Raw genomic sequence first — 12893 nt, 5'->3', positions numbered from 1 at the left:
GAGGAACGTTCCTCTTTTGCGGCGCTTGTCCTGGCAAATGGCAGCCCGCCGCGGCGCATGGCCCGGAGGATCAAGCGTCCCGTCCCGCTGGGCAGGACGGGCTGAGCGGCGCGGCTGGTTCCGGGCGCCTCAGCGGGTGCGTTCGATCTCCCGCCCGGCCAGCGCGGCCAGGGCCTGGCGTGCGGGGGAGGCCGGGAGGACCGCGAGGGCCTCCACAGCCAGACGAGCGCGGCGGCGAATCTCCTCACGGGTGCGTTCGGCGGCGTTGCCCGTCAGCGCCCACTGACGGACGCGGGCGACGTCACCGGGTTCGGCCGCGCGGCGCTCAAGCACCTCACGCACCTCGGCGGCGTGCGGGCCTTCAAGCAGGAACAGCACGGGCAGGGTGGCTTTGCCCTCGCGCAGGTCGCCTCCGACCGGCTTGCCCAGCGTCGCCTCGTCGCCGGTGAGGTCAAGCAGGTCATCTTGCATCTGAAAGGCGAGACCGTACTCCCGCCCAAAGGTCATGAGGGCGGCCTGCTGCGGTGCTGGAACATCCAGCAGGAGCGCTGGAGCACCGGCCGCAAGTTCAAGCAGAGCCGCCGTCTTGCCGTGAATCACGTCCAGGTAGGTGCCGAGCTGGTACTCCGCATAGGCGGCCACCTGAAATTGCAGCACCTCGCCCTCGCAGATCTGGGAAGCCGTCTCGCCAAAGGCGCGGGTGAGCGCCGCTCCTTGGGGCATGCCGGCCAGCAGCGTCAGCAGCCGCGAAAGCATGAAGTCGCCGCTCATCACGCTGACCACGTTGCCAAAACGCCGGAAGGCGGCCTGCTGGCCCCGGCGGGTGTCCGCGTCGTCGATGAGGTCGTCGTGCAGCAGGCTGGCCGAGTGCAGCAGCTCGATACACACCGCGAGGTCGGTGACGGCGGGCCAGCTGGGGTGCCCGGCTTCGGCGCCCAGCGCCTGCGCGGCCAGAAAGGTCACGGTGGGCCGCGCCCGCTTGCCTCCCGCCGCGACCAGGTCTTCCCCGATCAGCTCGATGAACTCCACCCGTGAGCGCAGCACCTCACGCAACCGCGCCTCAAACGCCGCGCCGGGAAGGGTCAGGGCTGCCACGCCAGTCATGTGCGCAGTATAGAAAACCCGGTGTGGGCCGAACGTACCTGTTCCCGACTTCTTTCCGACTTCGGGCCTGTAGGCGCCCGCTTTGTCCCTCGCGCCGCACTTGCCGCCCGTGATAAAACCGGAGCAATGGAAAGCGTCGTTGCCCTTTTTCGCGAGCCGCAGCAGGCCCAGGGCGCCCTGATGGCCCTGCGGGAGCGTGGTTTTGATCCTGAACACCTCGGGTTCGCCCTGGCCGACGTCGTGGCCGAGGATGACATCGCGCAGGCGACCGGTGTAAGCCCTGAGGCGGGAGCACCGGGCGGCTCCGCCAATGTGATTCGCGGATTTCTGCTGGGCGCGCTGGCTGGCGCGGCCCTGACGGTCCCCGTCTGGCTCCTGCTGCTGCTCATTCCTGAGACGCGCATCTACCAGGAAGGCGGCCTGCTCGCGATCATGTACGGAGTCATCGGCGGCGCGGGCCTGGGCGCTCTTTTTGGTGCCCTCACCGGGGGCGACCACGGCGACTACGTGAAGCTGCTGCGGCGGATGGGGGTGCCCGCGGCCCAGGCCGAGCGGTTTTCCAGTGCCTTGAGGTCCGGCAACATCCTGGTGATTGCCCGTGATCCGAATGGAACCAAGGCCGATGAGGCCATTCGTGTGCTGCGCCGTTACGGGGCGCTGCGGCTCGAGGAGGCGGCGGGCGGCGGGCGCCTGCAGAGCGAACGGGTCGGCCAGGACGGTCACTAGGCGGGATCCGCGGGCGCTGGCCAGACCAGGGCCGGGTCGCGCAGGTCCGGCCACCGTACCGGAAGGGTGACCCGCCAGCCGTCGCCCACGATCTCGCGCACCGGCACGACACCCACGCCACTCCCGCACACCCAGGCGCGGCTGGCGTGGGGAAGTGCGTTGACTGGGACAGGCCGCTCCTCAAAGGTCTGTCCTCTGAGGAAGTGGGCGCGGGTGAGGCCAGGCAGACCGCCCGAGGGCACGACCAGCCGCCCCTGGAGTTCTACGAGGGGCGAGGTGCGCCCCCCGTCTACGAGGTTCCCGTCTCCGTCGGTCAGCCAGCCCTCAAAGGCGTCCGCTTGTGCGGCTTCCCGTCCTGCGAGCAGGTAGGGCAGGTGGTTGGCGGTTTTGTGGGCCGCGAGCTGCGGATGAACCTGCACGCCCGTGAGCTGTACCCGCACGCCGCCGAACGGACGCGGGCCCGGCTGAAGGCACCGGTGCGACCAGAAGAGGCCTTCCGGTGTAGCGGTCAGGCGGAGTAGCCCCCAGGGGAGCGGCTCCAGGGCTGGGGGCTCGCCCTGCGGAACGGGGAGCCCGAGCCAAGTGCAGGTCGCCGTCAGCCGCGCAAGGTGCGCTGTCCACAGCAGCGGCACGCCCCAGCGCGTGCGAACGGTGGTAAAGGCGGCTGCGCCGTGTAGCCACGCGCTCTGCTCCAGGTGAGGGGGCAGCGGCCTCACGGCCCGCCCTGACCGCTCCGCGCGGCCCAGCTTAGCCTCAGCCAGTTGCCCAGCAGCACCCGCCCAGCCGGGCTCAGCACACTCTCGGGATGAAACTGTACCCCCCAGGCGGCTCGTCCCGGAACCTGCAAGGCCATCACCTCACCGTCCGCACTGCGGGCCGTCACCACCTCCTCGGGCAGCCCGCGGACAACGAGCGAGTGGTAGCGCCCGAAGGGGGTGCCGTCCACGATTCCGGCAAACAGGCCCTCCCCGCGGTGCCGCACCGCCTCGGGACGGCCGTGGACGGGAGCCGCGCGTTCCACCCGCCCGCCCAGCACCTCGCCGAGCGCCTGGTGCCCGAGGCAGACCCCCAGCAGCGGCACGCCCCGCGCCAGACAGCGCCGGGTGAGGGCGAGGGTAGAGCCGCTCGTGCTTGGCGTCCCGGGCCCCGGCCCAATTAAGACGGCGTCGGGCGCAGAGGCGAGGAGTTCGGCGGCGTCCTCGTCCTGTGACCGCAGGTCGACCGCCGCGCCGAGGGCGAGCAGGTCGTGGGCGAGGTTCATCGTAAATGAATCGCGGTTGTCCAGCAGCAGGACGCGCAGGCTGGTGCGGGAGGGGGCGGGGGGCGGTAACCACACCCGGCCGGGGACGGGGAGGGCAGGCGGCTGGGGGGACCTTCCCGGCTGGCCCGACAGCACGGCGAGCAGCGCCTGGGCCTTGTGGACGGTCTCCTGCGCCTCATGCGTGGGGTCAGCATCGATCACGGTGCCGCCCCCGGCACGGACCTGGACCGTCCAGCGCCCGTGGCCTGCGAGCGGGTTGGGTGGGCCGCTGATCGCAGGCGGCTGGCGGTGAAACGCGGCCGTCCGAATCAGGATATTGAGGTCCACCCGCGCACCGCTCACGAGGCCTACGCTCCCCGTGTACCAGCCGCGCGGTCCCGGTTCCAGGTCACGGATGGCGGTCATCACGCGCGTTTTGGGGGCGCCGGTGATCGTGCCGCCGGGAAAGGTCGCTGCGAGGAGGTCACGCACCGTCAGCCCGGGCCGGGCCGTGGCCCGCACCTCCGAGACGAGGTGCATCACGTGGCTGTAGCGCTCGACCAGCCCCAGATCCGGCACGGAGACACTGCCCGCCGCCGCGACCCGGCCCAGGTCATGCCGCACCAGGTCCACCAGCATGGTGTGTTCGCTCACCTCCTTGGGGCTTGCGCGCAGCTCACGTTCCAGCGCCGCATCCTCCTGCGGGGTGTCGCCGCGCCGCCGCGTGCCCGCGATGGGCCGAGCGCAGAGGGTGTTCTCCGCCCACAACACCAGCCGCTCGGGGCTGCACGACACAATGACCTCTTCTCCCAGGTCAAGAAAGGCCATGAAGGGGCTGGGGTTCACCTCACGCAGGCGCAGGTAGGCGGCCAGGGGATCACCCGTCGCCTCCGCCCGCACGCCGCGCGAGAGGTTGACCTGATAGACTTCACCCGCTCGAATAAGCTCCTGCACGGCGCGCACGCCCGCCGGATAGTCCACGTCGTCTGCCCCGAACTCGCCCACTTCCAGGGCGGGCAGGGGGGCCGGGTCACGCGCGAGCACGGCCTCCCAGTTCACGTGCCCGCCTTCACCCACCAGATGCAGTGTCCCCGTCTGGCGGTCCCAGACCAGACCGCTGGGATACAGGCCCCACCAGGCGGCGGAGCCGGCGGGGTCGTGCGTGTCTAGCCCGAAGTCGCGCGCAGCCTCGTACTTCAGGCCGCCCAGCCACGCGGGAAACAAGGCTTCACCCGGCGGCTTTTCGGGCAGGGCGGTCTGGACCTGTACCGGCCACGCGCTGAGCACGCTGTAGCGGCCAAACGGGACGGCCGGCCCCAGCGATTCAAGCAGCACGATGCCTGGTGCCCCCGCCGCTCGCAGCCGCAGCAGCACATCGGCTGGAGACAGGGTCGTCAGGGAGAGAGGCAGGGGAGCAGGCCGCGCGGTCACGCGCCGGATTCTAGGGGAGCAGCCCGGGCATGAGCGTGTCTCAATCCCGCCTAAATCCTTATTTTCTATCCGGATTTAGAGGGTAAACTGGGCGCATGTGGGTCTCGACCAAAGCACAGTACGGCCTGCGCGCCCTGATCGAGATCGGGCGGCGGGGGGGGGAGGCCGTGCCCCTCAAGGACGTGTCCGAGCGGCAGGGCATCAGCCAGCATTACCTCGAGCAGATCGCGAGCAACCTGCGCCGCGCGGGCTTTATCAAAAGCGTGCGGGGCGCTCGCGGCGGCTACCGCCTGGCCCGGCCCGCCTCCGCCATCAACGCCTACGAGGTGGTCACGGCGATGGAGGGCAGCATCGCCCCGGTCTCGTGCGTGGAGGAAGACCACGTGTGTGACAAAGGGCAGGTCTGCGGCACGCTGGAGCTGTGGCACCGCGTGGACACGGCCCTGCGCAACGTGCTGGGGAGCACCACCCTGGCCGACCTGATCGCGGACAGCGAGCGGCAGGAACACGCGCGCCTCCTGCAACTGGAACCGGGCTTTTCCGCTCCCCACGCCTAAGCAGCCTTCCCCGTATCCTGGGGCGATGTACCGCCGCCTGTTGAGACCTGTCTTGTTTCGCCTCGACCCGGAGGACGCCCATCACCTCACGCTGCGCGTGCTGGGCGCAGCTTCGCGGCTTCCTGTCTGGCCTGCGCTCGCGCGAACCTGGACGGTCCCCGCGGAGCCGCGCCTCACGCAGACCCTGTGGGGGCACACCTTTGTTTCTCCCCTAGGTCTGGCGGCGGGGCTCGACAAGAATGCGGAGGCGGTGCCCGCCTTTGCGGCCCTGGGATTCGGCTTTCTGGAGGTGGGAACGGTCACCCCTCGCGCGCAGCCCGGTCACGACCGCCCCCGCCTCTTTCGCCTGCCCAGCGACGGAGCCCTCATCAACCGCATGGGCTTTAACAACGCGGGGGCACCGGCCCTGCGGGCTCGTCTCGGCGCGCTGCCGGCCCGTCCTGCCCCCGTTTGGGTGAATATCGGCAGGAACAAGGTCACGCCGAACGAGGACGCCGTACAGGACTACCGCACCTGCGTTCGTGTCCTGCAAGACGTGGCCGACGCCTTTGTCGTCAATGTGAGTAGCCCCAACACGCCGGGCCTGCGCGCCCTTCAGGCGGCCGATGACCTGACTGCTCTGCTCCGGGCCGTGCTGGAGGAGGTGGAGGCGGGGCGCGTCCGCACGCTCAGCAGCCCGCCGGTCCTCGTCAAGCTGGCTCCTGACCTGCAGCCCGCCGCCTTTGAGGCGAGTGTGAAGGCCGTGTTGGAGGCCGGGGCAAGCGGTCTGATCGTCAGCAACACCACCCTGAGCCGCGAGGGGCTGACCCACCCGAGCCGGGAGGAGGCGGGTGGCCTGAGCGGACGCCCCCTCCACGCCCGCAGCACGGAACTCATTCGCACGGCCTACCGCCTCACGCGGGGGCGAGTTCCCATCGTGGGGGTGGGTGGCATCTGGAGCGCTGAGGATGCCTACGCCAAGATTCGCGCGGGGGCCAGCCTGGTCGAGGTGTATACCGCACTCGTCTATGAAGGCCCGGGCCTTCCCGCCCGCCTCAACCGCGGCTTGGCCCGGCTGCTCGAGCGGGACGGCTTCCGCCACGTCTCTGAGGCGGTTGGCGTACAGGCCTGAGTGGGCTCGGGTGGCGAGCTCTCTCAAGCCTTTCCTAAGGGGCAGGCCGTTTGTCGGAGGAGCCAGCGTGCCAAGATGGCCCCGAAAGGAAACGAGCATGACCGACCCCGGCGATCTGGCCAACACCGACGCGCATGAACGCGAAGACTTTCCCGACACCAAGCGGGTGAATCCCGGCGTGGGAGAAGACCGCTTGGAGGACGCCCTCCAGCGCAACGACCAGGACGAGGGCAGCCGAGCGTCCGAGGATCCGGACCCGCTCGACCAGTGACCAGGCAGACCAAAGGCCCCCGGAGCGGGGGCCAGGTTGTTTGGGGTTCGGCTACGGCCGCTGGTAGGCGACCTGTCCGTTCACCACTGTGAGGAGGGGCCAGCCCCTGAGCCGCTCGCCCGCCCAGGGGGAGAATTTCGCCTTGCTCCTGAACTGGGCGGGGTTGACCTCCCGTTCGGTGTCCAGGTCGAGCACCACCAGGTCGGCGGGGGCTCCAGCCTCGAGCGTCGGCTCGGGCCAGCCCAGCACGCGCGCGGGGGCCGCCGTCATCAGGTCGAGCAGTTTCTCCAGGCCGAGCTGCTCTCCGAAGCGCGTCCACATCAGCGGGAAGGCCAGTTCGATGGAGGCGATCCCGAAGGGCGCGTTCAGCAGGTCACGTTCCTTTTCAGCGCGGGTGTGGGGCGCGTGGTCAGTGGCGAGGCAGTCCACCGTGCCGTCGAGCAGCCCGGCGAGCAGGGCTTCGGCGTCCGCCTGTGTCCTGAGGGGCGGGGCGACCTTGTAGAGCGCGTCAAAGGACCGCAGCGCCTCATCGGTCAGGGTGAGGTGGTGCGGGCAGACTTCACAGGTCACGGGGAGGCCGCGCCGCTTGGCGTCCCGCACCAGCTCAAGCGCGCGGGCCGTCGAGAGGTGCTGCACGTGCAGGCGGGCACCCGTCAGCGCCACGAGTTCCAGGTCACGGGCCACTCGGGCCGCCTCTGCCGCTGCCGGGTTTCCTGGGAGGCCCAGCTCCTCGGACACCGGTCCCTCGTTCATCACGCCGTCAGCGCGCAGGCCAGCGTCCTCCGCATGAACGCTGACGACCATGCCCAGGCTGCGGGCGTATTCCAGCCCCAGCCGCAACACGCGGGCGTTCTCGTTCGTGCGGCCGTCATCGGTGAACATGGCAGCGCCTGCGGCCTTGAGAAAGGCGAGTTCGGCAAGCTCTTCACCCCTCTGGCCACGGGTGAGGGCGGCGGCGGGCCGCAGCCGGGCCAGGCCCAGCCCTTCCGCCTTCTCCAGCAGCGCGCGGACGATGGCCGGGTCGTCCACCACCGGCGTCGTGTTCGGCATCGAGACGACCGTGCCGTAACCGCCCGCCACCGCTGCCGCGAGGCCCGAGGCGAGGTCTTCTTTTTCCGTCTGTCCCGGTTCGCGCAGGTGAGCGTGGAGTTCGATCAGGGCGGGGGCAACCGTGCCGCCCCTGCCGTCGAGCACTTCTCCCCGTTCGCCGAGGTTCCAGCCCTGAATGACGCCGTTCTCAACGGTGACGGCTTCGAGGCGGTCACGGCCGGGGCGTTTGACATGGGTGATGGTGAGTTGTGTCATGGGCCTTCCATTCCTATAAGAGCGCTCCGTGTTTGGCAGAAGCGCAAGCGTTTGCAGCTGACGGTTTCCTCAATCCCGCCCCACCAGCAGGTGGTACAGCACGCTCATTCGCACCGCCTGCCCGTTCTCGACCTGCCGCAGGATGCGGCTGCGCGGGCCGTCGGCCACCTCGGAGCTGATTTCGAGATCGCGGTTGAGGGGACCGGGGTGCAGGACGATCGCGCCGCTCTCGGCTTCTCGCATCAGCCCTTCATTCACCTGATAGCGCGCCACGTACTCCTGAAGGCTGGCGAGGTAGCCCGCATTCATCCGCTCCTGCTGGAGGCGCAGGGCCATCACCGCGTGGGCACCGCGCACGGCTTCCTGGGGGTCAGTGGTCACGGTCACACCGGGCAGCGCCGCGAGATCTGCGGGGAGCAGGGGAGCGGGGCCACACAGGACGACCTGTGCCCCCAGTTTGGGCAGGAGTTCGGCATTGCTGCGCGCCACCCGCGAATGGCGGATGTCGCCGATGATGGCGACCTTTTTGCCTTCTAGGCTGCCGTATTCCTGGCGGACGGTATAGGCGTCGAGGAGGGCCTGGGTGGGGTGTGCTCGCCGTCCGTCGCCCGCGTTGATCACCGGCTTGCCGCTGTACCGGGCGACGAGGTGGGCTGCGCCGCTGGCCGGGTGCCGCACCACAAAGGCGTCCACCTTGTAGGCGGTCAGCACTTCCACGGTGTCGCGCAGGGACTCGCCCTTGCTGAGGCTGCTGGCGCCCGCCGCGAAGGAAACCACGTCGGCACTCATGCGCCGGGCCGCGAGCTCAAAGGAGATGCGGGTGCGGGTGCTGTTTTCAAAAAAGGCCGTGCAGACCGTCAGTCCTTGCAGCGCTGGAACCTTTTTCACCGGACGGTCGAGCACCTGGTTCATGGTGTCGGCGTTGTCCAGCAGGGCAGCGAGGCGCTCCGGGTTCCAGTCCTGGAAGTCGAGCAGGCTGCGGGGGCGGGGGGAGGCGAGGGCGGTCACTTCAGCGCCTCCACATCGTGCAGTTCCACCAGGTCCACCCCGTCCGTCTCCGCGAGCTTCACCTTCACCATCTCGCTGCGCGCCGTCGGCAGGTTCTTGCCCACGTAATCGGCGCGGATGGGCAACTCGCGGTGCCCACGGTCGACGAGCACGGCGAGCTGGATGCCCGCCGGGCGGCCCAGGTCAATCAGGGCGTCGAGTGCGGCGCGCACGGTCCGGCCGGTGTACAGCACGTCGTCCACCAGCACCACTCGGCGCTGTCCCAGGTCAAAGGGCACATGTGTCTCGCGGATGATGGGCTGATGGGCGACTTCCGAGAGGTCGTCGCGGTACAGCGTGATGTCGAGCATCCCGGTGGGCACGTCCACGCCCTCCAGTTCGCCCAGCTTCTGCGCCAGCCGCTGCGCGAGCGGAATCCCGCGCGTGTGAATCCCGATCAGGGCGAGGTTCTGTGCCCCCTTGTTGCGCTCGGTGATCTCGTGGGCGATGCGGGTGAGCGCCCGGCGCAGTTCTTCAGCGGTCAGAATGGTGGCTTTGGCCGTCACGGGCACTCCGCCTTTCGCCCAGCAAAAAGGCCGCCCAGCCTGCGCTGTCGGCTCGTCCATCTTCCTGGCATCGTCTGCTCCTTCTCCTGCCTCACGGGGCGGGTGCGGCCTCACCGGACCGCTGAGAGAGGGTGTGTGCGGTGGGGCACCGGCCCCGAACCTGGGGGAGTGTACACCGAAACGCCCTCTTCGGTGAAGGAACGCCTCAGGACCTTTTGGGCAGCTGCCATCCACCCGCCACCAAGCTATGCTACCCGCGTTAAAGCTCAATTAACTTGACACGACCGCACTCAAGTTTTAGACTTCGGGCAGTTGGGCGCAGGGCACCCCAGGACCGGGGGCAGCGCTTCCAGTCAAGGAGGTTTCCAGATGATGCGATTTGATCCCTTCCGTGAGATCGAAGAACTGACCCAGCGTATGGACCGGGCCTTTGGCGGCATGGTGAGCGGCCAGGTATCGCGCCTGGCGCCGCCCGTGGACGTGCACGAGGACGAGCAGGGGCTCGAACTCACCCTGGACCTTCCCGGCGTCGATCCGGCGGACATCCAGATCGAGGCCGAGAACCAGACCCTCACCGTGCAGGCCAAGCGCACGTACACCCGCAACGAGGGCCGCACCGCCCACCGCGTCGAGCGCGCCTACGGCACCTTTATCCGCACCTTTAGCGTGCCCGCCAAGTACGACCTCACCAAGGTCGAGGCCGACTTTAACCACGGCGCCTTGACCATTCGTGTGCCGCGCAGCGAGGCTGCCCAGAAGCGCAACATCCAGGTGCGCACCGGCGGTCAGCTCACGGCGCCCAAGACGGTGGATGCCGAACAGGGCGGCGGGCAGACGTCCGCAGAACCCCAGCAGTCCTAACCCCTAGGAGCTGGAAAGGGTGGCAGGGAAGTGTTCGCTTCCTTCCACCCTTCGCCCTTTTGGCCCGTAGACTTCCTCCGATATGGCCACCCTCCTTGCCGCCGAGTCCCTGACCGTCACCTTTGCCGAGCGGGTGGTGTTGAGGGACGTTTCTCTGGCGGTGGCCAGGGGCGAGCGGGTAGCGCTGCTGGGGCGTAACGGGGCGGGGAAGACCACCCTGCTGCGAGTGCTGACGGGCGAACTCGTGCCGGAGGAGGGGACGGTATGGCGGGCGCCGGGTCTGCGTGTGGGTGTCCTCGAACAGCACCAGGTCTATCCGCCCGGCCTGACCGTGCGCCAGTTAACCGCTGCGGCGCACCCCTACCGCGAGCGAGAAGCCGAACTGCTCGCCCTGGAAGCGGATCTGGGCGATCCGGAGACGCTGGCGGCCTGGACGGCCCTGCAGGCCCGCCTGGAAGAGGTGGAAGCCTACACCTGGCCCGCCCGCGCCGCGCGGGTGCTCGGCATGCTCGACCTCACGCGCTTCCTGGACCGTGAGGCGGCGACCCTCTCGGGTGGCGAACGCACCCGGCTGGCTCTTGCGCTCGCGTTGGCCCGCGAACCTGACCTGCTGATCCTCGACGAGCCCACCAACCACCTCGACATCCGCATGCGCGAGTGGCTGGAAGGGTGGCTGCAAGACTTCCGGGGCGGCGTGCTGCTGACCAGCCATGACCGCGATGTCCTGGACGCTGCCGCGACCCGCAGCCTGTGGCTGGAGAACGGGGAGGCCACCGCGTATGCGGGCGGGTACTCTCGTGCCCGCGCCCAACGTGATCTCGAACGCCGCACCCAGGCGCGCGCGGCCCGGCTGGGCGCACGGGAGGCCGCCCGGCTGGCGGGCAGCGCCGAGCGGCTGGACGAGTGGGGCCGCCGCTCGCGCGCGCTGCGGACCCGCGCCGAACGCCTGCCGGTGGTCGAGGCGCCCCTCCCCGAACGGCAGATCCGGATGCGGCTGCTGGCGGGCACGGCGCGGGCGCGGCTGGTGGCCTGGGGCGAACACCTCTCCAAGACCTACGGCGAGCGGGAGGTGCTGCGGGACGTCGCCTTGAGGCTGCGCCAGGGTGACCGGGTGGCGCTGCTGGGGGCCAACGGCACCGGCAAGACCACGCTGATGCGGCTGCTGGCGGGCGAGCTTTACCCGGATCCCGGCCCACCCGAGCCCGTGCTGCGGGTGGCAAGTGGCGTCACCGTCGCCTTCCTGGACCAGACCTGGCACGGCCTGACGCCGGGCGAGGGCCTGAAGGCGCAGTTCGAACGCCGGTTCGGCGGGCGCGCGAACGCCCTGTTGGGCCTGGCGGGGTTCACAGCCGCCGACTGGGCAAAGACCCCCGAAATCCTCTCCGGCGGCGAGCGGGCACGGGCGGGCCTCGCGCTTGTGAGCGCCCTGCGCGCCGACCTGCTGCTGCTTGACGAGCCCACCAACCACCTCGACATGGAGGCGCTGCTCGCCCTGGAAGGAGCCGTTCACGCCTACGGGGGGGCAGTCGTGATGGTCACCCACGACCGCCGCTTTGCCCGCGAGGTCGCCAACCGGCTGTGGGTGATCGAGGACGGCCACTTGCGCGAGGTGGCCGGATGGGGCTCGCGCGAGTACAGCGACCCGGCCCGGAGCCTCACGGGTGACCCGCCCCCGCCCCCTCCGGCGCCCACCCCCCGGCAGCGCCTCGTTGCCATCGAGACGCAGTTGGCTGGTCTCCGCCGTGCCCTCGACGCCCCGCCCGGCACCCTCACTGGGCGCGAGGAAGCTCGGCTGCGCGCGCAGGTGCACCAGCTTCAGGAGCACCTGTACGAGCTGTATGCGCAAGCCTACGCCGCCCCCCAGTTTGACGCTGAGGTGCGCGAGCCGCCCTTGACCATCCGCGCGCAGCGGCTGGGCGAGCGGGGCGGCATGTTCTGGGCCACTCGCGACGAGGCTTGCCCCCACCTCGCCTGGGACGGCGAGACGCTGCGCTTCTCCGCGCTGCCCCCCGTCTGGTACGGTGCGGCGCTGCTGGGCGGGGCCCTGCGCATCCTCTTCGAGCGCTGGAATGTGGGCCGGGTGCGGCTGGGGGAGGGTGGGCCGGTCCTGAAACGCCGGGCGTACTTCGAGCGGGTTGGGGTGGTGAGGAGGGCGTGACGCGTGGAGAAGAAAGGCTGAGGCATGGGCTTCTGCCCCGGTCTTTTTTCTGCTCACCCCCCATCACTTCCGGCGCGCCACGCCCTGCCCCGCTATACTCCCCGCTATGAGTGAAGACCTGATCAAGGGCCGTCTTGGCGGTGCAGACGGGTACAACGTCCGCTGCACGATCGACGGCGACCGCATCTCAGGCCGCGCGGGCGGGAAGCTGCACGGCAAGGACATCGAACTGGAAATCACCGAGCGGGGCGTGCAGGGCACGGTGGGCAGCGAGCCCGTTCGGGTCGAGCTGGAAGAAGGCGAGTTGCGCGGCAACGTGGGCAGCCAGAAGCTGGTGCTGCGCGGGGTGGACCGCGTGACGGGCTTTCTGGGCGAACCCATCGTGGGCTGGAACGTCGTCGCCCAGCAGCAGGGCGAGCGGCTTCAGGGCCAGCTCGGCAGCACGGTGCTGGGCCGTCCCTTCGAACTCGACCTCGGTTCAGCTCCTGGATGGGTGGGCACCCTGGTCGCGGTCGTCGCCTTTTACGCCCTGGAACCCCGCGCGAGCGTCAGCGTCAGCCGCTAAGGGCAGCAGGG

The 12893-nt window shown here is 69.7% G+C and carries 13 protein-coding genes; 7 read left to right on the top strand and 6 right to left on the bottom strand.

Going from position 1 to position 12893, the window contains the following annotated elements; genetic code table 11:
- Window positions 1-129: 129 nt before the first annotated feature.
- Complete coding sequence (locus EI73_RS05580; protein WP_034384940.1) at window positions 130-1104, bottom strand: polyprenyl synthetase family protein; 975 nt, start codon at window positions 1102-1104, stop codon at window positions 130-132.
- A 126-nt stretch (window positions 1105-1230) separates the two neighbouring features.
- On the opposite strand from EI73_RS05580, the gene EI73_RS05575 reads away from it, so the two are divergent.
- Window positions 1231-1830, top strand: coding sequence for a hypothetical protein (locus EI73_RS05575; protein ID WP_034384939.1), 600 nt, complete (start codon window positions 1231-1233; stop codon window positions 1828-1830).
- Here the strand turns inward: EI73_RS05575 and EI73_RS05570 are convergent.
- On the bottom strand, window positions 1827-2546 hold the full coding sequence (locus tag EI73_RS05570; protein ID WP_034384938.1) for an aminotransferase class IV: 720 nt from the start codon (window positions 2544-2546) through the stop codon (window positions 1827-1829). The genes EI73_RS05575 and EI73_RS05570 overlap by 4 nt on opposite strands.
- Complete coding sequence (locus tag EI73_RS05565; protein ID WP_051935422.1) at window positions 2543-4501, bottom strand: chorismate-binding protein; 1959 nt, start codon at window positions 4499-4501, stop codon at window positions 2543-2545. Before EI73_RS05565 ends, EI73_RS05570 begins: the two co-directional genes overlap by 4 nt.
- A 95-nt stretch (window positions 4502-4596) precedes the next feature.
- Here EI73_RS05565 and EI73_RS05560 point away from each other — a divergent pair, with 95 nt between their 5' ends.
- The 3 genes from EI73_RS05560 to EI73_RS16500 all read left to right on the top strand — a co-directional run bounded on the left by EI73_RS05560 (window position 4597) and on the right by EI73_RS16500 (window position 6440).
- Window positions 4597-5058 (top strand): Rrf2 family transcriptional regulator, encoded by a 462-nt coding sequence (locus EI73_RS05560; RefSeq protein ID WP_034384937.1) that lies wholly within the window; start codon window positions 4597-4599, stop codon window positions 5056-5058.
- Between the two features lie 25 nt (window positions 5059-5083).
- Window positions 5084-6169 (top strand): quinone-dependent dihydroorotate dehydrogenase, encoded by a 1086-nt coding sequence (locus EI73_RS05555; protein WP_034384935.1) that lies wholly within the window; start codon window positions 5084-5086, stop codon window positions 6167-6169.
- Between the two features lie 97 nt (window positions 6170-6266).
- A complete protein-coding gene (locus EI73_RS16500; protein WP_197050743.1) occupies window positions 6267-6440 on the top strand; it encodes a hypothetical protein in 174 nt (57 codons plus the stop codon).
- A 51-nt stretch (window positions 6441-6491) separates the two neighbouring features.
- On the opposite strand, the gene EI73_RS05550 is transcribed toward EI73_RS16500, so the two are convergent.
- From EI73_RS05550 to pyrR, 3 genes are all read right to left on the bottom strand, one after another.
- Window positions 6492-7745, bottom strand: coding sequence for a dihydroorotase (locus tag EI73_RS05550; protein ID WP_034384934.1), 1254 nt, complete (start codon window positions 7743-7745; stop codon window positions 6492-6494).
- A 69-nt stretch (window positions 7746-7814) separates the two neighbouring features.
- Entirely contained in the window at window positions 7815-8753 is a 939-nt protein-coding gene (locus EI73_RS05545) for an aspartate carbamoyltransferase catalytic subunit (RefSeq protein WP_034384932.1), read from the bottom strand.
- A complete protein-coding gene (pyrR, locus tag EI73_RS05540; protein ID WP_034387796.1) occupies window positions 8750-9298 on the bottom strand; it encodes a bifunctional pyr operon transcriptional regulator/uracil phosphoribosyltransferase PyrR in 549 nt (182 codons plus the stop codon). Before pyrR ends, EI73_RS05545 begins: the two co-directional genes overlap by 4 nt.
- 369 nt (window positions 9299-9667) lie before the next feature.
- Here pyrR and EI73_RS05535 point away from each other — a divergent pair, with 369 nt between their 5' ends.
- The 3 genes from EI73_RS05535 (at window position 9668) to EI73_RS05525 (ending at window position 12882) form a co-directional block, all read left to right on the top strand.
- Window positions 9668-10159, top strand: coding sequence for an Hsp20/alpha crystallin family protein (locus EI73_RS05535; RefSeq protein WP_034384931.1), 492 nt, complete (start codon window positions 9668-9670; stop codon window positions 10157-10159).
- Window positions 10160-10241: 82 nt separating this feature from the next.
- A complete protein-coding gene (locus tag EI73_RS05530; protein WP_034384929.1) occupies window positions 10242-12317 on the top strand; it encodes an ABC-F family ATP-binding cassette domain-containing protein in 2076 nt (691 codons plus the stop codon).
- Window positions 12318-12423: 106 nt separating this feature from the next.
- Window positions 12424-12882: a hypothetical protein gene (locus EI73_RS05525; protein WP_034384928.1), complete on the top strand. Its 459-nt coding sequence runs from the start codon at window positions 12424-12426 to the stop codon at window positions 12880-12882.
- Window positions 12883-12893 lie beyond the last annotated feature (11 nt).

Source organism: Deinococcus sp. YIM 77859 (genome assembly GCF_000745175.1).
In the GTDB taxonomy this organism is placed as follows: domain Bacteria; phylum Deinococcota; class Deinococci; order Deinococcales; family Deinococcaceae; genus Deinococcus.
Note: the sequence above shows the minus strand (reverse complement) of the source record. Positions and strands in the feature narration are given on the sequence as shown.